The organism is Exiguobacterium sp. s181, assembly GCF_018617125.1.
Taxonomy (GTDB): Bacteria; Bacillota; Bacilli; order Exiguobacteriales; family Exiguobacteriaceae; genus Exiguobacterium; species Exiguobacterium profundum.
In genome coordinates this window covers 168,822-190,803 of the sequence record NZ_JACSJM010000003.1, presented here as the reverse complement: position 1 = coordinate 190,803, position 21,982 = coordinate 168,822, and the positions used below count along the sequence as shown (strand labels likewise).

The 21,982-nt window shown below is 46.9% G+C and carries 27 protein-coding genes; 15 read left to right on the top strand and 12 right to left on the bottom strand.

What is annotated here, in order from left to right:
* Positions 1-25 precede the first annotated feature (25 nt).
* Genes KNO70_RS12385 through KNO70_RS12375 form a run of 3 tightly spaced genes read left to right on the top strand, consistent with a single transcriptional unit; the run spans position 26 to position 794 of the window.
* Positions 26-364: a hypothetical protein gene (locus KNO70_RS12385; protein ID WP_078146028.1), complete on the top strand. Its 339-nt coding sequence runs from the start codon at positions 26-28 to the stop codon at positions 362-364.
* A 57-nt stretch (positions 365-421) separates the two neighbouring features.
* Positions 422-625, top strand: a complete 204-nt coding sequence (locus KNO70_RS12380; protein WP_015880320.1) for a YwbE family protein — start codon at positions 422-424, stop codon at positions 623-625.
* Between the two features lies 1 nt (position 626).
* On the top strand, positions 627-794 hold the full coding sequence (locus KNO70_RS12375) for a hypothetical protein (RefSeq protein ID WP_015880321.1): 168 nt from the start codon (positions 627-629) through the stop codon (positions 792-794).
* A 38-nt stretch (positions 795-832) separates the two neighbouring features.
* Here the strand turns inward: KNO70_RS12375 and KNO70_RS12370 are convergent, their stop codons facing one another.
* Positions 833-1,732 (bottom strand): hypothetical protein, encoded by a 900-nt coding sequence (locus KNO70_RS12370; protein ID WP_214812656.1) that lies wholly within the window; start codon positions 1,730-1,732, stop codon positions 833-835.
* A 499-nt stretch (positions 1,733-2,231) separates the two neighbouring features.
* On the opposite strand from KNO70_RS12370, the gene KNO70_RS12365 reads away from it, so the two are divergent.
* Positions 2,232-3,704 (top strand): alanine/glycine:cation symporter family protein, encoded by a 1,473-nt coding sequence (locus KNO70_RS12365; RefSeq protein WP_214812655.1) that lies wholly within the window; start codon positions 2,232-2,234, stop codon positions 3,702-3,704.
* A gap of 50 nt (positions 3,705-3,754) precedes the next feature.
* Here KNO70_RS12365 and KNO70_RS12360 read toward each other — a convergent pair whose 3' ends face one another.
* Together KNO70_RS12360 and KNO70_RS12355 are read right to left on the bottom strand one after the other, a co-directional pair.
* Positions 3,755-4,555 carry a formate/nitrite transporter family protein gene (locus KNO70_RS12360; RefSeq protein ID WP_078146031.1) on the bottom strand — a complete coding sequence of 267 codons (801 nt, stop codon included), beginning with the start codon at positions 4,553-4,555 and terminating at the stop codon, positions 3,755-3,757.
* Positions 4,556-4,648: 93 nt separating this feature from the next.
* A complete protein-coding gene (locus KNO70_RS12355; protein WP_214685001.1) occupies positions 4,649-5,038 on the bottom strand; it encodes a VOC family protein in 390 nt (129 codons plus the stop codon).
* 80 nt (positions 5,039-5,118) lie between these two features.
* Between KNO70_RS12355 and KNO70_RS12350 the strand changes: the two genes are divergently transcribed.
* The 3 genes from KNO70_RS12350 to KNO70_RS12340 are packed head-to-tail and all read left to right on the top strand — an operon-like array spanning position 5,119 to position 8,404.
* On the top strand, positions 5,119-6,237 hold the full coding sequence (locus KNO70_RS12350; RefSeq protein ID WP_214685003.1) for a GTPase: 1,119 nt from the start codon (positions 5,119-5,121) through the stop codon (positions 6,235-6,237).
* A 13-nt stretch (positions 6,238-6,250) separates the two neighbouring features.
* Complete coding sequence (locus KNO70_RS12345) at positions 6,251-7,393, top strand: YcjF family protein (protein ID WP_214812654.1); 1,143 nt, start codon at positions 6,251-6,253, stop codon at positions 7,391-7,393.
* A 48-nt stretch (positions 7,394-7,441) separates the two neighbouring features.
* Positions 7,442-8,404 (top strand): 2-hydroxyacid dehydrogenase, encoded by a 963-nt coding sequence (locus KNO70_RS12340; RefSeq protein WP_078146035.1) that lies wholly within the window; start codon positions 7,442-7,444, stop codon positions 8,402-8,404.
* 41 nt (positions 8,405-8,445) lie between these two features.
* On the opposite strand, the gene KNO70_RS12335 is transcribed toward KNO70_RS12340, so the two are convergent.
* From KNO70_RS12335 to mgsA, 4 genes are all read right to left on the bottom strand, one after another.
* Positions 8,446-9,051, bottom strand: coding sequence for a YflT domain-containing protein (locus KNO70_RS12335; RefSeq protein ID WP_078146036.1), 606 nt, complete (start codon positions 9,049-9,051; stop codon positions 8,446-8,448).
* Between the two features lie 12 nt (positions 9,052-9,063).
* Entirely contained in the window at positions 9,064-9,579 is a 516-nt protein-coding gene (locus KNO70_RS12330; protein ID WP_078146037.1) for a YflT domain-containing protein, read from the bottom strand.
* A gap of 111 nt (positions 9,580-9,690) precedes the next feature.
* Positions 9,691-10,551, bottom strand: a complete 861-nt coding sequence (locus KNO70_RS12325) for a hypothetical protein (protein ID WP_078146038.1) — start codon at positions 10,549-10,551, stop codon at positions 9,691-9,693.
* Between the two features lie 44 nt (positions 10,552-10,595).
* Complete coding sequence (mgsA, locus tag KNO70_RS12320) at positions 10,596-11,009, bottom strand: methylglyoxal synthase (protein ID WP_078146039.1); 414 nt, start codon at positions 11,007-11,009, stop codon at positions 10,596-10,598.
* Between the two features lie 224 nt (positions 11,010-11,233).
* Here mgsA and KNO70_RS12315 point away from each other — a divergent pair, with 224 nt between their 5' ends.
* Positions 11,234-12,985 carry a mechanosensitive ion channel gene (locus tag KNO70_RS12315; RefSeq protein WP_214757626.1) on the top strand — a complete coding sequence of 584 codons (1,752 nt, stop codon included), beginning with the start codon at positions 11,234-11,236 and terminating at the stop codon, positions 12,983-12,985.
* A 103-nt stretch (positions 12,986-13,088) separates the two neighbouring features.
* The gene (locus KNO70_RS12310; RefSeq protein WP_214691366.1) at positions 13,089-14,567 is read left to right on the top strand and encodes an HD-GYP domain-containing protein; all 1,479 of its coding nucleotides are present in this window, start codon (positions 13,089-13,091) and stop codon (positions 14,565-14,567) included.
* 34 nt (positions 14,568-14,601) lie between these two features.
* On the opposite strand, the gene KNO70_RS12305 is transcribed toward KNO70_RS12310, so the two are convergent.
* Together KNO70_RS12305 and KNO70_RS12300 are read right to left on the bottom strand one after the other, a co-directional pair.
* A complete protein-coding gene (locus tag KNO70_RS12305) occupies positions 14,602-14,901 on the bottom strand; it encodes an AzlD domain-containing protein (RefSeq protein WP_074035113.1) in 300 nt (99 codons plus the stop codon).
* Positions 14,898-15,629, bottom strand: a complete 732-nt coding sequence (locus tag KNO70_RS12300) for an AzlC family ABC transporter permease (RefSeq protein ID WP_159563266.1) — start codon at positions 15,627-15,629, stop codon at positions 14,898-14,900. Before KNO70_RS12300 ends, KNO70_RS12305 begins: the two co-directional genes overlap by 4 nt.
* A gap of 114 nt (positions 15,630-15,743) precedes the next feature.
* On the opposite strand from KNO70_RS12300, the gene KNO70_RS12295 reads away from it, so the two are divergent.
* Entirely contained in the window at positions 15,744-16,445 is a 702-nt protein-coding gene (locus KNO70_RS12295) for a CBS domain-containing protein (RefSeq protein ID WP_074035110.1), read from the top strand.
* On the opposite strand, the gene KNO70_RS12290 is transcribed toward KNO70_RS12295, so the two are convergent.
* Together KNO70_RS12290 and KNO70_RS12285 are read right to left on the bottom strand one after the other, a co-directional pair.
* Positions 16,425-16,763, bottom strand: coding sequence for an antibiotic biosynthesis monooxygenase (locus tag KNO70_RS12290; protein WP_074035108.1), 339 nt, complete (start codon positions 16,761-16,763; stop codon positions 16,425-16,427). The genes KNO70_RS12295 and KNO70_RS12290 overlap by 21 nt on opposite strands.
* A gap of 76 nt (positions 16,764-16,839) precedes the next feature.
* Positions 16,840-17,679 (bottom strand): M15 family metallopeptidase, encoded by an 840-nt coding sequence (locus KNO70_RS12285; protein ID WP_078146043.1) that lies wholly within the window; start codon positions 17,677-17,679, stop codon positions 16,840-16,842.
* Positions 17,680-17,853: 174 nt separating this feature from the next.
* Here KNO70_RS12285 and KNO70_RS12280 point away from each other — a divergent pair, with 174 nt between their 5' ends.
* Both KNO70_RS12280 and KNO70_RS12275 read left to right on the top strand, forming a co-directional pair.
* Entirely contained in the window at positions 17,854-18,072 is a 219-nt protein-coding gene (locus KNO70_RS12280; protein WP_078146044.1) for a hypothetical protein, read from the top strand.
* Positions 18,073-18,127: 55 nt separating this feature from the next.
* Complete coding sequence (locus KNO70_RS12275; RefSeq protein WP_214688947.1) at positions 18,128-18,595, top strand: hypothetical protein; 468 nt, start codon at positions 18,128-18,130, stop codon at positions 18,593-18,595.
* Positions 18,596-18,612: 17 nt separating this feature from the next.
* Here the strand turns inward: KNO70_RS12275 and KNO70_RS12270 are convergent, their stop codons facing one another.
* Positions 18,613-19,716, bottom strand: coding sequence for a glycerol dehydrogenase (locus tag KNO70_RS12270; RefSeq protein WP_214685021.1), 1,104 nt, complete (start codon positions 19,714-19,716; stop codon positions 18,613-18,615).
* 374 nt (positions 19,717-20,090) lie between these two features.
* Between KNO70_RS12270 and KNO70_RS12265 the strand changes: the two genes are divergently transcribed.
* From KNO70_RS12265 to KNO70_RS12255, 3 genes are all read left to right on the top strand, one after another.
* Positions 20,091-20,750 carry a type 1 glutamine amidotransferase domain-containing protein gene (locus KNO70_RS12265; RefSeq protein ID WP_015880344.1) on the top strand — a complete coding sequence of 220 codons (660 nt, stop codon included), beginning with the start codon at positions 20,091-20,093 and terminating at the stop codon, positions 20,748-20,750.
* A gap of 110 nt (positions 20,751-20,860) precedes the next feature.
* Positions 20,861-21,286 carry a DMT family transporter gene (locus tag KNO70_RS12260; protein ID WP_015880345.1) on the top strand — a complete coding sequence of 142 codons (426 nt, stop codon included), beginning with the start codon at positions 20,861-20,863 and terminating at the stop codon, positions 21,284-21,286.
* Between the two features lie 14 nt (positions 21,287-21,300).
* A complete protein-coding gene (locus tag KNO70_RS12255; protein WP_015880346.1) occupies positions 21,301-21,975 on the top strand; it encodes a Crp/Fnr family transcriptional regulator in 675 nt (224 codons plus the stop codon).
* The last annotated feature ends 7 nt before the right edge of the window (positions 21,976-21,982 follow it).

Below are 21,982 nucleotides of genomic sequence, written 5' to 3'. Positions count from 1 at the left end.
CTTTTGAATGAAGGGTGGGACGAGGATGCATACGATTGAATTTTCCAATGACAACGAGGTCGTACGCATGGTCATTGGTGGTGCCGATCGCGAACGGTTGGAATTGATGATTGATGAGCGACGCGTTACGATTTACGTGAAAGCGTATCTCGATTTTGGAGAGGCGTTCGCTAAGGCGTTTCATTCGTTGAAAGGGACGGCCGCACTCCGTGATGTGGAAGGACAGTATGTCATGGATGTGACCTTTTCGCATCGAGGGGTCAGCGTTCGATTGTATGATCCGTTTCCTAAGAAGACGCTTCAGACCGATCAAAGTTACATGACAGAAACGATGCGACAGATCGGCATCTGGAATAGGCTGTGACAAATGAGGGAAAAGAGCATATGATAGAGATTGACTAAATGGAAAGGGGTGTCGGGTATGGATGGAACGAAACGTGCTGACATTCGCCCAGGACTCCACGTCCAAATCGTTTTAAAACAAGATCAACGAAGCGGAAAGCTGACGAAAGGCGTCGTTCAAGATATATTGACGAACTCGCCACGTCATCCGCACGGAATCAAAGTGCGTTTGAGCGATGGACAGGTCGGTCGTGTGAAAGTGATCGAAGCTGGAGGTGAGTAAGATGAGCGAGAAAAAACTATCTTTTCAAGAGGCGATGAAACAAAAGCTGGCAGAGAAGAAGCAAAATCAAACGAAGGTTCCCACGGGTTTACATGGTACAAAACAGAAACCGTTGACGAGCCAATTGACGAAAAAACCAAATAACCAGAAGAAACGTACTGGTATATAAAAAGCAGTCGCTCCTCAAAAGCGACTGCTTTTTATCTTTTAATCGTGTAACGTGTTTACGAAATAACCATTGTTAAACTGATCAAGAAGTTTTTGATAGTATTTCATTTGATCTATATTTTTGTTTGCAAGAGCCACTTCTGCACCAGACAATAGTTCACCCACGGTAAAGCCAGTTGATACACCACTGTCCTTATAAACGAGCTCAAGGTTCAAGAACGATGGGTCATTTAATAGTACATTGATTTTTGCGGCTGTTAATTGCATAATCAAACGTTTTTCTTCAGTCATTGATTTCGGCGAGCTTGTCATTAGTGTGGACAAGGCCTTTTGTCCTTCGAGTGTACTGACATCATAAGCAATTCCTTGAATATAAACGATTGAGCCATATTCGAACGATACTTTCTCATAGTTGAAGATGTTTTTCCAAAAGCCGATTGTATATACCCCATAATCAACCTCTGGTGGTGGTGTACAATCTTCAACGGTCAGTGTCACATATCGTACCCAAGGATTTCCTGTACCCGGATCACCAGGATAAGCAGTTTCCGTTTCTCCATTAACGATTGTATCTAGGTGGAGGAAGACGTTAAATTGGAAACCGTCTGATTTTAGAACGCTTTCGTTCACACCAAGATAACTTGCTAACGAAGCGTAAGGAATTAAGAGATGTGTTGGATCGACGAGGGATTTTGTTTTAAACTCATATGCGCCAGGACTACCGCGCTCAAGCGATTCACTGGTTAATCGAAAATCAATTTTAATATTTTCAGGTACGTCGGCTAACGTCACTCCGTCATTTAAATCGATGACAATTTTTAAGCCTTCCGCGACAAACTCAAAATCGACGACTCCAATCGGGATGTTTTGCCCTGCATAGATAGTAGAATCAGAATTCGTGGATACACACCACTGTGTCCCTCCGGTCGCTTCCGCCACATTTCCCTTCATAGGCAACAATGACAACACGAAGGCCAATATAACGAACCAAGATAACCACTTCCGATGTCTTTTTATGATTCTTCCTTCTTTCTTCTAGATGACTTTTCATGGTGAACAGAAGGTGGAGACTATAATTATGTAATACCCTGTACAAGTGAAAAACAATGATTGATTAGTGAAAAAAAGTATAAAAAATGAATGGTATTCATACGAGACCGTGTAATGAAAAGACACGGCAAATAAGAAAATGAAGTAAAAATAATGAAATTATATTTTTCTATACGCACTATAAATCATGATTTAATATTTCTAAACATTTTTATGTAAGCGCTTTAAGTACTTATAAATAAGGACTCTGGCTCAGATGATGTGAAAAAAGAGTGAAATCACCTATAAAAAAATTATTGATAATTGTCAGAATCTTTGTATAATTCAGAACTAAGACATCATAAAAAATTCTCAACTTCAGATTCACACAACAGGGAGGAACTTATTCATGGAAGCGATTCAAGGTATGTTACAAGGAAGCGTCGACTTTTTGAACAACATCTTATGGTCGTACGTATTGATCGCCGTTCTCGTCGGAGCCGGGATCTACTTCACGATCAGAACACGATTTATGCAGTTCCGTTACTTAAAAGAAATGTTACGTACGGTGACAGATAAATCGGACGTTACACTTACAAAAGACGGGAAGAGTATTTCTTCAATGAAATCATTCTTTATCGGTGCCGCGACTCGAATCGGTACAGGTAACCTTGCCGGGGTCACGGTAGCGGTCACACTTGGTGGACCAGGAGCGGTCTTCTGGATGTGGATCGTCGCCCTTCTCGGTGGTGCGACAGCCATGATTGAAAGCACGCTCGCTCAAGTATACAAAGTGAAAGACGATGTCGCGTACCGCGGTGGTCCGGCTTACTACATCGAAAAAGGTTTAAACAACCGTGCACTTGGAATCGTATTCGCGGTTCTCATTGCTGTCACATTCGGACTCATCTTCAACTCTGTTCAATCGAACACGATCGCTGCAGCATTCGATAACGCATTTGGAATCGATGCAGCGATCGGCGGAGCAATCTTAGTTGTTCTTACTGGCCTTGTCATCTTTGGTGGTGTACAACGTGTCGCGAACTTCTCGGCAATCGTCGTACCTGTCATGGCTGTTCTCTACCTTGCTATCGCACTCTACGTTGTCGTTGTGAACTTCGCTGAACTTCCAGGCGTCTTCGCTATGATTTTCCAAAGCGCATTTGGTTTGAATGAAGCAGTCGGTGGTTCAATCGGTGCTGCAATCTCAATGGGTGTACGCCGTGGACTCTTCTCGAACGAAGCAGGTATGGGTTCTGCACCAAACGCAGCAGCTGCTGCTGAAGTATCGCACCCTGCGAAACAAGGTTTCCTTCAATCACTCGGTGTATTCTTGGATACGTTGATCGTATGTACAGCAACTGCAGCGATCATCCTTCTCTCAGACAGCTACGCTGCTGGAAATGGTGAAGGGATTGTCCTTCTTCAAAACGCATTGACTGAGCAAATCGGAACACTTGCTCCAGCATTCATCGCTGTCAGCGTCTTCTTGTTCGCCTTCAGCTCGATCGCAGGAAGCTACTACTACGGTGAAACGAACATCGAATTCATCAAGAAGAGCAAAGGTGTAGTCTTTGGATTCCGTCTTGCGACAATGGCATTCGTTTTCATCGGAGCGGTCGCAAGCCTCGGATTCGTATGGAGCCTCGCTGACCTCTTCATGGCAGGGATGACATTGATCAACATCGCGGCAATCACATTGCTCGGTGGCGTTGCCTTCAAAGTTCTTAAAGATTACGAAGAGCAACGAGCTCAAGGTCTCAACCCACGCTTCTCGGCTCGTAAACTCGGTATCGAGAATACAGAGTGCTGGGATGTGGAAGAAGACGAAGTGGCACAAGGTACTGTTCAAGCAGCAGCAGCCGACGCTTCAAAATCATAATTCGTGAAATGCAACAAACAGGGACCCTGCTAATCGGGGTCCCTGTCTTTTTATGCATGATGACGTATCGGCTTGACGGTTTGTTCCGTCTCCGATTTGTTCAAATACAAGTAACTTCCGGCAACGAACAACGCACCACCGACAATATTGCCGAGTGTGGCGAAGAATAGATTGTAAAGGGCACCGCTAAAGGTGACGAGATCCGACGGTACATAGTGGAGCGCGAGAGCGAAAACGCCCATGTTCGCAATTGAGTGCTCGAATCCAGCGGCGAAAAATACGACGACCGGAAGCATCGTCAGCATAATCTTCGCGACATCATTGTTCGTTTTGAGTGGCATGAAGATGGCCAAACAGACGAGCACGTTACACAAGATTCCTTTCAAGAAAATAGCAAGGGCGTCTCCGCCGATTTTCTTCGCGGCGACGACAGCGAGCAAATGGTCACCCGTCACGTCACCCATACTATGAGCCCCGATGACGAGAAGCGATAGCAAGACGGCACCAATCAAGTTACCGACCCAACTGAGTCCCCATATCTTTACGAGGTCGAACCAAGCGACACGTCCTCGTTTTGCACCAGTGTAGAGATACATGGTGTTGCTCGTAAACAATTCTCCCCCCATCCAGACGATGAAGACGAGTGCCACTGAGAAACTAGCGCCCGCAATCAGCATCGTTCCGGGGACATCGATGAACATGTTTCCGACGGTGAATGAGAAGACGACTCCAATTCCGATTAAAAAGCCAGCGATTATCGATCGTAACATGTATTGAGGAAATGAATGTTGAAGCAATGATGATTTCTTAAATGCGGCTTCTTCCATATAATCGACGACTTGCTTTTCCATGAAAAGACCTCCTTTAGACCCTTTCAGTCTAGGAGGTCAACGTGAAGTTTGCAATTGTTTTCACAAACTTTTAAGAAGTTCTCAAGAAACCGTTCACATCGTTGCCACGAGTTCAACTTTGATGCGGTCCGGGTCTTCAAAAAATAGTGCTGTATAGTTTGGGCCTCCTGCGTGGGGGAAGCGGTCTGCGTACAATTCACGAAACCCGTGTGATGCGAGCTGTTGCCGAACTTCTTCTAATTGTGCGAGGGAAGACGCATGAAATGCCAAGTGGTTGAGACCAGTCTTTTTTCGGTGATACGGTGGCGCAAGGTGAGTCTTTTCCGTTTGAACGAACACGAGATATGTTTCACGGTATCGATAGCTCCGTCCTTCTGGCCAAGATTGATAGAGCGTGTAATCAAGTTGTTCACAGAGGAGCCATTCCCAGGCACGTATACTGTCGTGTAGGTTTGAAACGTAAAGCTCAACATGGTGAAGCATGAGAATCATCCTTTCGATGGACGTTTGAAAATGGTCCGTTCGGTATAATTGAACTATACAACGAATGAGGGAGGAAACGTATGGATCGGACAGGGCTCGTCTCAAATATTTTGATTGCCGGAAAGACCGGTGTCGGAAAGAGTGCGTTTATCAACTATATATATGGACATGACGTCGCCGAATCGCGTGCTGGAAGTCCGGTCACTCAAGAAGGGCTTCACAAATACGAGTATTACGATTTAGAGCGGGGTATCTTGTTTCGTTTTTTCGATACGTGGGGGCTCGAGGCGGACCGCTCTGAAGAGTGGCACCAAGCGATCCTATCCATCGTCCATCAGCGTGAAGGGGCGCTCGATATCGCAGAGTGGTTTCATACGATTTACTACTTATTGTCGGTGCAGTCAGGACGTGTCGAGGCGTATGAGCTCGAGGCGATTTTAAAACCTTTATATGAGCGGGGGAGCAACGTCACCCTCATTCTGACTAACTTCAACGAAGACGACCCGATGAGTGTGCAAAAGGCAGAGGCGATGGAACGGGTATTGTTACGCGAACTGCCGATTGAAGAAGAGGACATCATCCGTGTCAACAGTGTCGAAAAGAAATTACTGACAGGGAAACGCGTCCCGGTCAAAGGGTATGAAGAGGTATGGAAGCGGAATCGGACGAACTTGTGGAAAGACATCGAACGAAAACTCCCCATCAATCTGACGAATCATCTCCTAGACGAGTTAGAGGATTGGAGAATTCGGAGTATCGCTTCGGCAGAGACGATTCGGATGCTGACCCCGCAAGCAATGATCAGTTGGAAAGCTAGAAAAATAGAGAAAGATTTAGAAAATACGCTTGAAGCGGCCGCTTTGACGACGGAAGAGGCGATGGCAGAAGGGGTGCGTCATTATATCCAACTCATGCAGCGGTACCCACTCGTCGGAGAGCAAGCAGACCTTTTGTTTAGAACAAGACGAGTTGAGCTCGGATTTGACTACTCGTTCGGAAAAACAGTTCGAAAGATGGTTCTCGGAATGATTCCTGGAGTGCACTTCATCTACTGGGCATTCAAGCGTCGGGCGGCAGAGCGAGGGATTAAAAAGGCCATCGAGCAACAATATGCATCTGTAAGACAAACGATTGAAGAAGAGATTCGACGCGGCTTTGAGCGCGAGATGGGTCAGCTTGGTCGCACGCTCAACTCATAAGGGGGAAACGTAAATGGAATCGACGAAACGATTTGATTTTAAAGATTATGATTTAAAGGCAGAGCTCGAGCGGCTACGGGGCAATGTCAAAAAACCAAACATCCTCATCGCGGGAGCAACGGGAGCAGGAAAGAGTTCTGTTGTGAACTACGTGTTTGGACGTGATTTGACGAAAGTAGCAGCCGGGGAACCGGTCACAAGAGGAATTCATCAATATACGAGTGATGATATCGCAGTCACCTTGTTCGACAGCGAAGGATATGAGATCGGGAGTGCGCGGCAACAACATTACGAAGAGGAAGTCATCGGGTTTGTGGAGAACGCAAAGCGGCAAGAGGCATCCAAACGAATTCATCTCGTCTGGTATACCATCAACGCTGCGACAAAACGTGTCACAACACTCGACAAGGCCTTGATTCGCCGTCTACGTGAATCGACCGCTGTCGCTGTCTTATTCACACAAATCGATCAGGTCGATTTAGAGGAACTGACGGCATTACGGAATGAACTGAATGGAATCCTTCCGGAAGAAGCGATCTTCCAAGTCAGCATTTCTTCGGAAATATTGAACGATGAAGCGTTGCGTCAATATGTGGATTGGGAACGACTGATTGCGTGGTCGGTTGAACAGCTAGATGCTTCCTTGCAGGAAGGGCTCTTGATGGAGATTCATGCAGAGAGTGAAGCGATGCTCAAGTTAAAGCGTAAAAAGGCGAATCGAATCATCTCTGGCTATGTCGCGAGCGCAGGAACGGCTGCTGCGGTTCCGCTCCCGTTTGCTGATGCCGTGGCATTGACGCCGATTCAGGTGACGATGAGCGTCCATCTATTTCGTTATTGGGGTGTCAAAGCGAGTGATGATTTGTTGAAGACGCTTATTGGAAGTACCATTATTCCACAAATCGGTCGCACGTTATCGAAAACGATTCTCTTGAACATCATGAAGTTTTTCCCGGGAGCGAACGCCGCGGCCGGTGTCATCAATGCGACCGTCGCATCAGGGATCACGTGGGCCATCGGACTCGCCATTAACGAAATCGCCTATCGAAACGCTATGGATTCATCGAAAACGATTGAACAGTTGTTAAATCAAGAGTTCGGGTCACTGTTTGAACAGTATTTGAAGCAAAAGCCGAAGTCGGATCAACCCTCTTAACGCTTTCCATTTGTTAGACTACAAGTAAGTGTAGAGAGGGGGAGAAAGATGAAGAAACGAATCTATATTACGCGTCGCTTGCCGGAAGAGGCAGTCGAACCGCTTCGCGATCAATACGATGTGCGCATGTGGGAGCATGAAGGGGAAAGTGTGCCGCGAGAGGTGCTGTTAGAAGAAGCGTCATCTGCGCATGCGCTCTGGACCATGCTCAGCGACACGATTGACCGTGAAGTGTTTGAGCGTGCCACACAGTTAGAGGTCGTCTCCAATTTGGCGGTCGGATATAACAATATCGATTTGAACGCAGCGAAAGAGAATAGCGTCATCGTCACCAACACACCCGATGTCTTGACGGAAACGACAGCAGATTTGACGTTTGGTCTCATGATGATGACGGCACGACGTCTCGGAGAGGCGGAACGTGACTTGCGCGCCGGGGAGTGGAAGTCCTGGCTGCCGATGGGCTACGTCGGGATGGACCTTTATCAAGCGAAATTGGGTATCATCGGAATGGGGCGAATCGGTGAAGCGGTCGCACGTCGGGCAAGAGGATTTGACATGGAAGTTCTATACCATAACCGGACACGGCGACATGAGTCGGAGTCGATGTATGGCTTCACCTATGCGGAACTCGATGAACTATTGACACAATCCGATTTCGTCGTCGTTCTCGCACCGCTCACGGACGAGACACGGGGAATGCTCGGGGCTAAAGAGTTTGCCAAGATGAAGGAAACATCCATTTTCATCAATGTGGCTCGTGGAGAAATCATCGATGAAAAGGCGCTATATGAAGCACTTAAAGCGAGGAAGATTTGGGGAGCGGGATTAGACGTATTCACAAAAGAACCAATCGACCTCGGTCATCCATTATTGACGCTTCCGAACGTGACGACATTACCGCATATCGGGAGTGCAACGATTCGGACACGTCTGGCGATGATGGCATTGAATCGAGATGCCATCACAAATGTGCTCGAAGGGAAAGAACCGAAGAATCGTTTGACGTAAGAAGAGCCTGACGCGGGTGCGTCAGGCTCTTTGTTACTATGTTAGAAACGTCGGATATTATCCGGATCTTCTACGTCATTTCGATAAGCACGATCATCGAGACCACGTAGTTTTTCCTCGCGATCTGGATTCTTCGTTTCTTTATCCAGTTTATCTTGCTCCGGGTCTACGGGATGGCTTGGGTCGATGGTCTGAGCCTCACGATAAGGTTTTGAGTCGATTTCCAATCCATCGTCAGTATGACTACCGAGATGAGTCGATGATGCGTCTTGATATGGTTTCGAATCGACTGTCACCCCGTCTTGATGACGACGTTCAAAGTCTTCATCCACATAAACGAGGATTTTCCCGGCTTCTACATCGTCATAGTGACGTTTTACTTCCTCTTCGCTCAGTCCCATGTTGCGTAGACCAGCGTGCACGTCTTCATGACCGCTGAGGAACGCCCGAACCTTATCGAACCAGCTCGCTTGATGGGTCGCTTCCGTATGAACATCTGTATCACGTCTCAAAATCGAAACGTTGTCTTCATGTTTTGTGACGACATAAATGTGTGAGTCTTCATACCCTTTCGCTCGCAACTCCTCGATTTTCCCAAGTGCTGCATCCTGCGTGTCGTGCATACTGATAAATCGTTTCTCATTCATAGTCGTTCCTCCTTATAATCGGCGATGATCTTCTAATCCAGAATGACCGCGTACAATCGGATCATCCTTTGTACCACGTGGATTCTCGTCGTGATCGTTAAATGGTTTCGCGTCAAAGGCGATCCCATCCGCTTTTTCCCCTTTATCATGATCGAGCTCACTGTCTTTTTTATACATGTTCGGATAGCGGTCGTACGAGTGTCGATCGATGTAGAGTAGAATCTGTCCTTCATCGATTGCATCATAATACTGTTCCGCTTCGGCATCGTTTAGCCCCATATTCCGTAACTCATCACGAATGCGGTCACTTCCGTGTAGGAATGCTTTGACACGGTCAAGCCAATTGACGTCACGGATACCGGACTCGGCATTTACATCCGTGTGATCACGTAACGCAGAAATTTCCCCGTCCCGCTTGGCGACAACATGCATATTTTTTTCAGCTTCCCCTGCAGCTTTCAGCTCTTCCACTTTGTGCATGACTTCCTGTTCTGTCTGGAACAGGCCAATCATTTTTCGTTCTGACATCGAATACCCCCTTTAGAATTTCCAATCTAAAACAAGCGTCACAATAGGAGTAATTTCCGTTCTCGCCATAATCGAAACAAAAAACGCCGTCTCCTAAGAGGAGTGGCGTGGTTAGTAATAAAGCATGAGCGTATCGTCTCCGAGAGAACAACGTGTACTCTTCCAGACGAACTCGATTAATGTCCAGATGGCCATAAAGCCACTGATCGCCATTAAAATGAGCGCGTAGAGTGGGGTCAACTGAATGATGAATGACCAACCAATTGTCATTAAGAGCGGTTGAATCAGAAAGATAGACATGATGTAGACGACAACGATGAGCAAGGCGAATGCAATACGCCGACCGAGCGTCTGGATGTAATGTCGAAAACGGGTCAATATGCCGAAGATAGCACCGGTCACGAGGACGGGTAACAGGAAGGCCAGATAATCAATTGGATACGTCGACATGGGGGCGGTGAATAGTCGACCGCTAAAGACATCGTCAATCACGAGCAGTAAGTTGGCGTAGGCAAATGCCAAAATCATACCTAGTAGCCAGCCGAAGCGGTTCCAAATCGTACGAGACGATTTGAGTGCTTCAATCTTTGTGTAGGCGAGGAAGGCAAGGTCGCGCACTTCGATTTCTTTTAACGAAAGCTTGGCTTCGTCCAATTGATTGACGGCCCAATCGAATTCCCGGTTTGCTTGCGCTTTTTCATGAGGTTTTAATTCATCCGAGGCATCAATCAACACGTGATAGCGTCGACGATATTCTTCATTTGTTTCGGGTTGTTCAATGAGGAAACGAGCGTATTCCTGAGGATCTTGGTTTAAAAGACTTTCGAGCGACTGACCACTTTTCTCTGCATGCCGGATATATCCAGCAAGTGCGAGTAGATGGCGATCCGCTTCTGCCTCATTTCCAAGTAGTTCGATGAGGCGCTGGCGCACGTCGTTAAAGAACTGTTGGACGTTCGGGTCGTGAATCATATTCGGTTCCAGGGAGATTCCTCTCCTTTCTCGGTTTGTCATGGTCAAGCCGGAGGTTCGTCGTTATGAGAAAGTTTAAGTGACTCGAAATCACCTTGCTCGATACTTCGAATCAAAATTTCGCTTCCACCCATATTTGTCGAAAGCGGGATGGAGTAGACGTCACAAAGACGCATCAATGCGCTCACATCCGGTTCATGAGGTTGAGCAGTTAATGGGTCTCTGAAAAAGATGATCATATCCATCTCCCCGCGTGCGACGGCAGCACCGATTTCTTGGTCCCCTCCAAGCGGTCCGGATCGGAAGCAATGGACAGGCAAGCCGGTCGCTTCAGCGATTCGCTTACCCGTTGTACCGGTCGCAAACAACTGATGTTTCTTTAGTATATGGGTGTAAGTTTTAATGAGGACGATTAAATCATCTTTCTTCTTGTCGTGAGCCACTAAAGCGATATTCATCCTAAATTCCTCCTAACATGACGTCTCTTGTTATTCGTATCATATTTGACTTCATTTGGCACGATTTCTCTCTTAAACTAACGTACCCATTTCCAATGAATCGTAATAGTCATGTAAACGAATTGACTTACAATTCAGGTTTGATGATTTTGAAATATAGGTATGTATGAAATAGCACTGTTAAATAAAAACAATCATTTCATGTGAAAAAGGAGGAAGATTCGATGAACAACACAACGTATAACTTCAATACGTTCATGTCATGGCTACCAGAGCTTTTGCTGGCAATTGTTATTCTTGTAGTCGGTTACATCTTGGCAAAAGTATTGGAAAACGTGACACGTAAAGCATTGAAGAAAGCACGACTCGATGAGCGAGTGGGTATTCAAAAAGATGGGGAGAAAGGAGAAAAGTGGACCCCTGAACGCATTATCGGGAAAGTCGTGTTCTTTGGGGTATTACTCCTCGCATTCCTGATCATCTTTGAATTCATGAACGTTCCAGCCATTACGGAACCATTCAGTCAAATTTATGAAGGATTCTCTGGACTGATTATCGGTGTCATCAAAGCCGGCCTGATTTTACTCGTTGCCTGGGTCATCGCTACCCTTTTGAAAAAGGGGATTCAAATGGCGGGACATCGTTTGAATTTGAGCAAGTTGATGGAAAAAACGGGGCAAGAATCGACAAGTGTCAATCAAACGAAGTGGGTCGACACGGTCGCGAACATCGTCTTCTATCTCGTGCTCTTATTGGCGCTACCGGCTGTACTTGATGCCCTTGGACTTCGTGGGGTCAGCGGACCATTCGAAGACTTATTGAACAGCTTCCTCGGATTCATTCCGAAACTTGTCGCAGCGGCGCTCATCTTCGCAATCGGTTATGTCGTCGCGAAGATTGTACGTGACATTTTGACGAAGTTCCTTGAAGCAGCAGGGTTAGATCGCTTAGCAGAGCGATTCCATCTTTCTGATTATGTGAAAGGATCGAGTCTTGCGAAAGCGATCGGTACAATCGTCTTCATCTTCATCATGATTCCGGTGACGATTTCGGCGCTTGAAGCGCTCGATATTCGAGGAATCTCGGAACCCGCGATTGCGATGCTCAATGATGTCCTTGTCATGATTCCAGACATTCTCGTTGCAATCGTCCTCGTCCTCGTCGGGGTGTTCGTGGCAAGATGGTTGAAAGGGGTCGTCGTATCCCTTCTTGAGAATCTTGGCGTCAACTCGTTGGCTCAAAAAATGGGCTTCGGGGAACGTGCGTCTTCGATGTCAATCGCTCAAGTGGTCGGTGTCATTGTCCAAGTAATCGTGATCTTGCTCTTCGTATCTGAAGCACTTCAAGTCGCGAATCTTGAGTTCATGGCATCTCTTGCAACAGCCATCTTTGCTTACTTGCCGATGGTCATCGCAGCACTCATCATCTTGGCAGTCGGATTCTGGTTGGCGAACATGGCAGAGCGGTTGGTCGGAAGTGTACTTGTCGATGGAGCAGGACAACCGAGTGCGCTTCGCTACGTAGCGAAGTATGCGATTCTCGGACTCGTCTTCTTCATGGCCGTTAGCCAACTCGGCATCGCACCGGTGATTGTCAATACAGCATTCCTTCTCATTCTTGGGGCCGTTGCCCTCGCCTTCGGTCTTGCTTTCGGTCTTGGTGGTCGCGAGACGGCGGCACGTTATTTGAAAAAGGCGGAGCAACGCATTGATGAAACGGAAGTTTCAAAAGAAGGTCTTGAGCAGGAGAAAGAACAGATGAGCCGCGAAGCGGAAGCAGCAAAACAACAAGCGAAGCAAGGCGTGGAGCAGTCGAAACATGAAGCGGAACAATCGAAACACGAGTTGAAGCGAGATGTTCAAAATCCAAAAGTTGACCATGTGGATGGACCGGAACCGAATCCGTTCCATGAAAACATCACTCCGGATCAGGACAATCGATCACTTGATGATAACGATGGTCCGTTACGCCCATAATCGATGCTTGAACGGGTCTCCTACAAGGAGATCCGTTTTTTTGTGTTCAACTCAAGCATAAATCTGGTCGATAGTAAAAGAAAAGAGTGTAGGGGTGAGGGGAATGTTTGAACGTTTTCAACGGACGCTCGTGATGAACTATATCATCGGCTCAGGTTTGGCCGTCTTTGGAGTAGGTGGTGTCTTTATTTTTCAAACGCTTGACCTGTCCATTCGAGAGATTTTACTACTGTTAGGCATCATGTTGGGGTCAGGGATAGTTATGATTTTCTCAGAACTACTCTTATACCGTCGCCACATTCGACCGATACGACAGCTTTTTATGATCGAATCCCCATCGATTGACGAATTGACGTCGGCATTCGAACAAGCGAGTCGATTCCCGATTTTAACGGTGCAACGGATTTTAGGTCCTCATTTGTTTGGATTATCCATCCCGTCAATTGGTTTAACCGCCGTTTTTATTCAGATGGGGTGGATTGACTTACCTTATCGTTTGATCGGCTTGGCTGCAATCGGGGCCGTCATGATTGCGGTACTACATGCCTTGATTGAATATTTTTTGACGGTTCGATCGGTTGAGCCATTACTTGTATACATGAAAGAAAGGCATCTCGAACTTTATCATCTGCCTATTCATGCAACGTATCGATCATTTAGTGTCCGAACTAAATTATTGATCAGTATGCTCATTACGGGTATCTTTCCCATCATGTTGTTCATGTTGGCGTCGAGTGTCCAATTGTCGACTTCGACTCGAACGGATACGTATTGGAATTGGGCGCTCGTGATTCTTGTCATCATCGTCGGAATTGCGGTGTTATGCAGTTTCTTACTCTATGACAACATCAAACGTCCGATTGGATTTTTGACGTCCGGCATCGAACAGATGGAGTCGGGACAACTTCAGAAAATCGAGAATCCGTACTTAGATGAGTTCGCCCAATTGATTGGGGGATTCAATCAAATGGTTGAGACGGTAACTGCTCGTGAACAAGAAAACGCACAGCTGTTAGACAGCCTCTTCATTTTATTCGCAGCAACGCTCGATGCACGTGATCCCTACACAGCAGGTCATTCGGAGCGTGTCGCGATGTATTCCGTTGAGCTTGCTCGCGCCATTGGCTTACCGCATGCACAAGTCGATTTACTCAATAAGTCAGCACTTCTACATGACATCGGGAAAATTGGAATTCGAGATGACGTCCTACTAAAAGAAGGGAAGCTGACAGACGAAGAGTTTTCAAAAATTCAAGAACATCCGACCATTGGCATCCATATTTTGAGTCAAATTCATTTACCTGCATCGCTTCAACCGATTTTAGCCGGAGTTCGATCGCACCACGAACGAATCGATGGGAAAGGATACCCGGACCGCTTACATGCGGTCGACATTCCGTTATTCGGAAGAATCATGGCGATTGCCGATGCTTATGATGCCATGACATCAGATCGACCCTATCGGTCAGGAATGCCAGTGGAAAAGGCGCTTTCCATATTGGAGAGCGGTCGGGGAACACAATGGGACGCGGAATTTGTGGACGTATTCGTCCAGCTTCGTCGTCAGGGCATATCAGCATAAGAAAAGGAGCAGCACCTCGTGTGCCGCTCCTTTGTCATATAGTTTGAAAGGCATATACCCCGAATACAGCTCCAATGACGACAACGACGAGGTTGACCCGTAGTAGCGCCAGGAAAGTGGCAACCACTCCTCCGAATAAGGCAGACGAGGTGGTGGTCGTGGAGGATAGGACGCCCGGAAAAATCAAACTAGCCAGTACCGCATACGGGATGAAGGAAAGAAATCGTTTCATATATGCCGGTAACGCCAATTCCTTTAGCCAGAGTAGCGGGACAAGGCGAGGGAGATACGTGACAAGTGCCAATCCTAGAACGAGTAGAAACAACGATATCATGTGACCTCTTCCTCCTTAAATACGAAAGCACCGATTCCGGCTGCGACAACGGTCGCGACGATGATTCGAATCCCATCTGAGATTGAGAAGAACGGGGTGATGACCCAATGGAGTATGGCTTGAATAATGATAGCTAAGCTTGCTACGACGAAGACAGGACGAGTCGTTAATGATGGAACGAGTAACCCGATGAACATCGCATATAGCGCAATCCCCATACTCGCCTGTAATGTGCTTGGAAGACCGAAGGCGAGGAAGACCCCCATCCACGTCCCGACGTTCCAAGCAAGAAATGCGATTGTATTCAACCCGAGCACGAACATACCGGAACGGGCCTCTTGACGAGTAGAGGCGATGCTGAACGTTTCGTCGGTCACACCAAACGCGATGGTAGCCAATAGTCTTCGAGATGTACTCTCAATCCGTTGGGATAGTGAGGCGGACATTAAAAAATGGCGAGAGTTTAGAATGAACGTCGTCAAAATGATTTCCCAATACATCGAACCGGCCATCAGAAGTTGTACCGTAATGAACTGACTTGCCCCGGCAAAGATCAAAAAGGACATCGATAATGTGATAGCATTCGGCAAGTTGAAAGATTGTGCCAAAAGACCGAAGGCAATCGCAATCGGGATATATCCGATGGCGACGGGAATGCCGGCGCGTAGTCCTGCGCGAAACGTGGGTTGCGGTGAAGTTGGTGATGTGGGATGAATCGAAGTCGCCATGATAGCCCTCCTCCATAATTAAGATGATTTCTATGTCATTCGGGATGAATAAACGGTTTCCTGCTCAAATGATAAAAAAGAGGGTATACATGTATCGTTAAGGAGGGTGATCACATGAGTCGTGCTGAAGAATTTTTGGCATCCTATCATCGAATCGAGGACTACTTGAGTCGAGAGATGGGAGATGGGCAACATTTCAGTTTTAGTAACATGGTGAATCGGTTAGCGAAACAAAATCCAATCATCGACCGGTATAAAGAAGATTTACATCAGATGAGTCAACTACGAAATGCCATCGTCCATGAGCGGCGTGAACCTGATTTTATTATCGCGGAGCCACACGAGTCGCTTGTTGCATTGATTTTAGAAGTAGAGCGAGAGCTCCTTCATCCACGTCTCGTCATTCCATTGTTTGCGAAATCGGTGGTGACGTTTCAGTCGGAAGATTTTTTGACGGAAGTACTCCGGGAGATTCGAGATAAAAATTATTCGCAATTCCCTGTATATCATGACAATGGGTCTTGGCGCGGACTGTTGACGAAAAAAGGAGTGACCAGTTGGCTAGCCGAAACAATCGACGGGCCCAACTTGTCACTCAAAGGAGTTCGGGTGAAGCACGTGCTCCACCACGATCCGCATATGCACCGGTATCGATTCATTCGAAAGGATGCGACCGTAATCGAGGCACAGCACTGCTTTACGCAAATGAAAGAGGGCGCACGATATGACGCCCTTCTGATTACAGAGACCGGAAATCCGGATGAACCGCTACTCGGCATCATCCGTCCTCAAGATTTATTGAACGCGCTCCGTTGAGGCGAGATGTTCAATGGCGACCTCATATTGGGTAACGGTGTTGCCGAGGACGATTGGTTTCACTTCTGAAGTCCCGTCATCACGTTTCTTATGGGCGTGCTTATAAGCATTGCTGTCGCGCCAGTTCTCAAAGCTGTCTGCATCACGCCACGTGGTCATGATGACGACATGATCCATCGCCTCATCAGACGTATCCGTCAACACTTGCATACGGACAAAGCCATCCATCGCTTCGATTCCTTTTGTCGTTTCGAAGCGTGCTTTGACCGCGTCGGCTTTCCCTTTTTCAACGTCTAGTTTGTTCATCACAATCCACATCCCACATTTCCCCCTATACAAATAAGATGACTCCATTATAACGTGAACAGGGAAATGCCTGAAAAAGGATGCTCACTCAACGTCTGCTCCACCATTCTTCGAACGCCCAGTTCTTCTGCTTCATCATCGTCGCTTCAGTGACACCGACATAACGCAAATGCCAAGGTTCGTAATTGTATCCCGTGATTTTCTCTTTTCCTTTTGGATAGCGGACGATAAATCCATAGAGATGGGCGTTTTGAAGCATCCATTTCCCTTCAGGCGATCGGTCGAAGGATTCATATAGGCCTAGACGCATGCGTTGACTCGTCATATCAACGGCGAGACCCGTTTGATGTTCACTGTGACCGGGACGTGCCACATATTTTGAAGCGTATGCGACCCCACGTGTGTTGACGTAATAGGCATAGAGTGACTTTTGTGTCGAGTAAGATCGGTAGGCGCTAAGGGCGTATAACGTATGACCTTGCTTCCGACCCGCATAATACAGTTTAGCCAGAGCATAGGCTGCCTCCGCCGTCATCAAGGTCCGTTCACTCCCTTTTTGATAAACAGTTGGAATGGTTAACGTGACAAGTTGTGGGGAACGATAAGTGGACGGGAGTCCATTCGCCTTGTTGACTAGTCGTAAACGATCGGCAGATGGCATCTTCGGGATACCGGCTTTCAAGTTGGCAGATGGAGTGAAGTACTTCGTATTTCCGATGTAGACGTTCGACCAACTCCGATTATAGGTCGTATAGCGGACTGGGACGTTCGTTCGTAGCGTCTTAAGGATAGGGGAAGATTGCATGGCACGACCGTACAAATAGGTCGTTTTAATCGTGTAACCTGGTTGTGGGGACGAGGATGCCGCTGTCACTGGCGACACTTGAAACAACAGCAGACAAATGACAAAAATACGCAGGGACTTCATGGCAAAACGCCTCCTCGAGAGTTAGATGATGTTCCTTTTCCCGTTTTCTTGATAGACTGTGCATCTTTAATCCGCCTTTAGGTCGGAAGAGGATACGGCTTGGGTCCGATGAAGGTGGGCATGAAATCCGATACAATAAAGATAACGAATGAGATCGTAGAGAGGAGTGAGCGAATGGAAGCTTTAGTCGGTTTACCACTTTTATTGCTCGTCCTATTCTTTGCCTTTTTGTATTTTAATATCAAAGGGCTATCGAATATGTGGAAGGACTATAATCGAACGAAATCGATGATTCCGCTTGGTTTTTTCATCGTCGGGATTATCGGGATTTTCACAGGAGTGTGGACGTGGCTCGTCATTTTGATTTACTACGTCGTCCGACCGAAAGACTAAACACTGTATGCAGACGCATACGGTGTTTTTGCTATACTGAGGACGAGGTGTTGAGATGGAGAAATTGATAAAAGCATGGTTTATCGTGACGTTGATCACGTTCGGAATCTTTAAGCTTGGTGAAGTGATGACGACCCCTTACTCGGAAACACCGAGTGAAGGGAATCTATACTGGATTGTTCTCTTAATTGGATGGCCGTTTCTGTTGTTGTTTATTTGGATCACCGTTCGTTTGACACATCGAGTCGTCGCATCCGTGCGACCATTTGGAAAGGTTAGTTTAGCGATTGGAAGTTTCGTCATGGCTGGTATAGCTTGGATGACTAACCAATCGCAGGCGGCGTCTCTTCGAGAAGGAATTCGTTTGTCAGCCAATGAGTCGTACGCAGCAGGATGGAACCAGTTCACGAATATCATCTATATGAATCAGCTGACGTTCTTCCTTTTGACGGTCAGTTGTATGGGAGTAGGAATTCTCTCATCATTCTTCCTGAACAAAAAACAGCGAGACGAAGCCGTGTGAGCTTCGTCTCGCTGTTTTTATAGGTGTTCTTTATAAAGACGTGCATAGCGATCCGCAGCGATGATGGCGTCAGCAACTTCTTCAGGTGTAACATCGAAACCGCTATGAATCGTTTCGCCATCTGCCGTGGCCGCTTTCCCGACCTTCAAGATATCGTCTCGAGATGCATCTTTCAATTTGATATCTTCAAGTGTGACCGGTAAGTCGAGTGCCATATAAAAGGCAACATACTGCTCGAACTCTTCTTGAGGGCGTCCTTCGAGTGCGAGTTGCACGAGTGTTCCAAATGCAACTTTTTCACCGTGCGTCAAATGGTGGATGTCTCCTTCAAGTGCGGTGAATCCATTGTGAATGGCATGGGCTGCAGCCAAGCCACCACTTTCAAAGCCGAGCCCGCTCAATAAGGTGTTGGCTTCCACAACAGCTTCAAGCGCAGGTGTGACGACTTTTGCTTTCACAGCTTCATACGCTTGAATCCCATATGTGAATAGAACCTCTTCACACCGTTCGGCAATCGCCTCCGCCGCAAGTGTCGGGACACCGCCAGCCATCGTCTTGCCTCCGAATGCCAGGACACTTCGCACTTCCACCCACGTGGCCAATGCATCGGCAATACCTGACGCTAAGAAGCGTGGCGGTGCTTGTGCAATCAATTCCGTATCCACAAGGACGAGATCCGGATTCTTTTTATAGAAACGGTAGCTTTCGAAATTGCCTTCATCTGTATATATGACCGACAATGCGCTCGTCGGTGCATCCGTAGAGGCGATGGTCGGTACAATGACGATACGCGCATCCAATTCATCTGCGACCGCTTTTGCTGTATCGAGCGTTTTCCCACCGCCGAGACCGATAACAAACGCTGTTTCATGCTTCTTAGCGTCTGTAGCGATTCGAATGATTTCGTGCTTCGACGCTTCTCCGATGAAATCAGCTTTCGTCGCCTTGAGCTGGCTCGCTTGCAGAGACTGGGTCACCCGTTCGCCGATCAACTCCCATACGACGTCATCCGCGATGAGTAAAGCGTTGGAACCGAAGTGAGCGACAAACTCTCCGATGCGATCAATCGTTTGTTTCCCTTGCACATACTTGGCCGGACTGATGAAAATGCGTTCTGACATAGTGAACTCCATCCTTTCATATCAGGTTTGGTGTAAGTGCTTACAAGGCAATCATACTACAACTGGTAAAGAATATTCGTGAAGATTACATGAAGAACGGCAGCTGACCAAGCACAAGCAATAGGATGATGATGGCGACGACAATGAGAAATCCCCAGTCGTTCATTCGTTTCGTCATAGCACACGTCTCCTTCATGGGTTGGAATTGCAATTCTTCCTCAGTATAGAGGGTGGTAAGAAAAAGGGATGATGAATAAATAACCAGGTTAAAAAAAGTTACGCCTTGTCATGAGCGGACAGGTCATCAGGTTTAACAGATGATGAATCGGGAACACTAGAGTCGTATGTTGATTTTCTTGAAGGAGGAATTGAGTATGTCGAAACATGTACTGATTGTCACAACGTCAGCAAATCAATTATCAAATGGTCATGCAACGGGACTTTGGCTTGAAGAGTTTGCCGTTCCTTATTTATTGTTCGAAAAAGAAGGGTATAAAGTGACGGTCGCGAGTATCGAAGGTGGAGACGTGCCAATCGATGCGAATAGTTTAGAAGATGGTTTGTCAGAAGACATTCTCAATACACGGGAATTGCTCAAAGACACAGCTCGTCTCGATCAAGTCGCAGACGAGTCGTACGATGCAATCTTCTTACCGGGTGGTCACGGGACAGTTGTTGATTTCCCAGAAAATGAAACGTTACAACGTGTCATTCGCAATGTATACGAGAGTGGAAATATTGTCGGGGCAGTTTGCCACGGACCAATTGGATTGGTCAATGTGAAACTCAGCAACGATGAGCCACTCGTTAAAGATAAACAGGTAACAGGGTTCACCGATGCAGAAGAAAAAGAGATGCAACTCGATTCTGCCGTCCCGTTTCTACTTGAAACAGGACTACGCAATCAAGGCGGGCAGTTCAAGGGAGCTGACAACTGGGCGGTGAATGTGGCGGTTGACGAACGTCTCGTCACGGGTCAGAATCCTCAGTCTTCTGAAGCGGTCGGGAAAGAACTTGTTAAGTTACTCGGATAATCGTGTGAAGCAACTTCGAATGTCGAAGTTGCTTTTTTGTTTTTTGGACATATGTCCTATTCAAGTCATCTCTCTTTTCGTAAAGTCAGGCGAAGAGAAAGGGGAATGACATGGGAATTTTATTTGCCATCTTATCAGGGACGTTCATCGCCCTTCAAGGAATCTTTAATGCAAAACTAGGAGATGCGGTAGGCGCATGGATGTCCGTCACTATCGTTCATTTTGTCGGACTTCTGTTAGCACTCGCGATTTACTTCTTCAAGCGGGATGCGGACATGACAGCCTTCAAACGTGTGCCTTGGTATTATAGTTTAGGAGGATTGTTCGGGGTATTCGTTGTCTTCGGCGAATTGACGGCGATTCAACAACTCGGGGTCACATGGGCAATTTGTGTATTGCTTGTGGCACAATTAGTAGGAGCCTTCATCATCGATTTGAATGGTTGGTTTGGTGTCAAACGGAAACCGATGAACACGGGACAGGTCATGGGACTCGTCTTGATGGTCGTTGGGATCGGAATCTATACATTTTCTTAAGGAGTTCACTTTACATGATGAATATTATGGATGCACTGACACGATTGCAGTGGAATCATCTGTTTTCGAATGAAACGCTTGAGTCCTCGTCCGTAGTGACATATGCGTCTGGGACCATGTTATGTTCGAACGATCAGCACATCGAATCTTTATTCGTCGTCCTTGAAGGGCGTGTCAAAATTTATACGCTCAGTGAAGAAGGGAAATTGCGATTGTTGCGTCTGAAGGCTGCTCCAACATTGATTGGAGATATCGAATATGCGAGCGGACGCAATGTATTGCATACGGTTGAAGCGGTCGGTCCCGTGACGTGTCTGCGCATCCCTTTCGAGGCGCTTCGACGATATAATCGAACGGTCGAATTCACGGAGCATCTGTTACGAGGCGTGTCCGAAAAATTATTCATCGAGGCAAACGCCTCGTCGAATCATCTCATGTCGACTCTCGAAGAGCGGTTGGCCGGTTACTTGATCTCACTCAGTGAATCTGGGAATGAACTGTTTCAAGCGGAGATGAGTCAACTGAAACGGAAAGAAGTCGCAGAGTGGCTAGGGACGAGTTATCGTCACTTGAACCGAACGTTGCAGGCATTCGTGGATGAAGGATTGGTCAAACGAACGAGAAAAGAAGTCATCATTTTAAATAGTGAACGATTGAAAGAACGTGCGAACGGCATGTTTTATGAGTAAGGAGGAG

Bases quoted from the DNA above. Each gene is read 5' to 3' on its own strand.
- KNO70_RS12385 (WP_078146028.1), top strand. From the start codon at position 26: ATGCATACGATTGAATTTTCCAATGACAACGAGGTCGTACGCATGGTC.
- KNO70_RS12380 (WP_015880320.1), top strand. From the start codon at position 422: ATGGATGGAACGAAACGTGCTGACATTCGCCCAGGACTCCACGTCCAA.
- KNO70_RS12375 (WP_015880321.1), top strand. From the start codon at position 627: ATGAGCGAGAAAAAACTATCTTTTCAAGAGGCGATGAAACAAAAGCTG.
- KNO70_RS12365 (WP_214812655.1), top strand. From the start codon at position 2,232: ATGGAAGCGATTCAAGGTATGTTACAAGGAAGCGTCGACTTTTTGAAC.
- KNO70_RS12360 (WP_078146031.1), bottom strand. From the start codon at position 4,555: ATGGAAAAGCAAGTCGTCGATTATATGGAAGAAGCCGCATTTAAGAAA.
- KNO70_RS12355 (WP_214685001.1), bottom strand. From the start codon at position 5,038: ATGCTTCACCATGTTGAGCTTTACGTTTCAAACCTACACGACAGTATA.
- KNO70_RS12350 (WP_214685003.1), top strand. From the start codon at position 5,119: ATGGATCGGACAGGGCTCGTCTCAAATATTTTGATTGCCGGAAAGACC.
- KNO70_RS12345 (WP_214812654.1), top strand. From the start codon at position 6,251: ATGGAATCGACGAAACGATTTGATTTTAAAGATTATGATTTAAAGGCA.
- KNO70_RS12340 (WP_078146035.1), top strand. From the start codon at position 7,442: ATGAAGAAACGAATCTATATTACGCGTCGCTTGCCGGAAGAGGCAGTC.
- KNO70_RS12335 (WP_078146036.1), bottom strand. From the start codon at position 9,051: ATGAATGAGAAACGATTTATCAGTATGCACGACACGCAGGATGCAGCA.
- KNO70_RS12330 (WP_078146037.1), bottom strand. From the start codon at position 9,579: ATGTCAGAACGAAAAATGATTGGCCTGTTCCAGACAGAACAGGAAGTC.
- KNO70_RS12325 (WP_078146038.1), bottom strand. From the start codon at position 10,551: ATGATTCACGACCCGAACGTCCAACAGTTCTTTAACGACGTGCGCCAG.
- mgsA (WP_078146039.1), bottom strand. From the start codon at position 11,009: ATGAATATCGCTTTAGTGGCTCACGACAAGAAGAAAGATGATTTAATC.
- KNO70_RS12315 (WP_214757626.1), top strand. From the start codon at position 11,234: ATGAACAACACAACGTATAACTTCAATACGTTCATGTCATGGCTACCA.
- KNO70_RS12310 (WP_214691366.1), top strand. From the start codon at position 13,089: ATGTTTGAACGTTTTCAACGGACGCTCGTGATGAACTATATCATCGGC.
- KNO70_RS12305 (WP_074035113.1), bottom strand. From the start codon at position 14,901: ATGATATCGTTGTTTCTACTCGTTCTAGGATTGGCACTTGTCACGTAT.
- KNO70_RS12300 (WP_159563266.1), bottom strand. From the start codon at position 15,629: ATGGCGACTTCGATTCATCCCACATCACCAACTTCACCGCAACCCACG.
- KNO70_RS12295 (WP_074035110.1), top strand. From the start codon at position 15,744: ATGAGTCGTGCTGAAGAATTTTTGGCATCCTATCATCGAATCGAGGAC.
- KNO70_RS12290 (WP_074035108.1), bottom strand. From the start codon at position 16,763: ATGTGGATTGTGATGAACAAACTAGACGTTGAAAAAGGGAAAGCCGAC.
- KNO70_RS12285 (WP_078146043.1), bottom strand. From the start codon at position 17,679: ATGAAGTCCCTGCGTATTTTTGTCATTTGTCTGCTGTTGTTTCAAGTG.
- KNO70_RS12280 (WP_078146044.1), top strand. From the start codon at position 17,854: ATGGAAGCTTTAGTCGGTTTACCACTTTTATTGCTCGTCCTATTCTTT.
- KNO70_RS12275 (WP_214688947.1), top strand. From the start codon at position 18,128: ATGGAGAAATTGATAAAAGCATGGTTTATCGTGACGTTGATCACGTTC.
- KNO70_RS12270 (WP_214685021.1), bottom strand. From the start codon at position 19,716: ATGTCAGAACGCATTTTCATCAGTCCGGCCAAGTATGTGCAAGGGAAA.
- KNO70_RS12265 (WP_015880344.1), top strand. From the start codon at position 20,091: ATGTCGAAACATGTACTGATTGTCACAACGTCAGCAAATCAATTATCA.
- KNO70_RS12260 (WP_015880345.1), top strand. From the start codon at position 20,861: ATGGGAATTTTATTTGCCATCTTATCAGGGACGTTCATCGCCCTTCAA.
- KNO70_RS12255 (WP_015880346.1), top strand. From the start codon at position 21,301: ATGATGAATATTATGGATGCACTGACACGATTGCAGTGGAATCATCTG.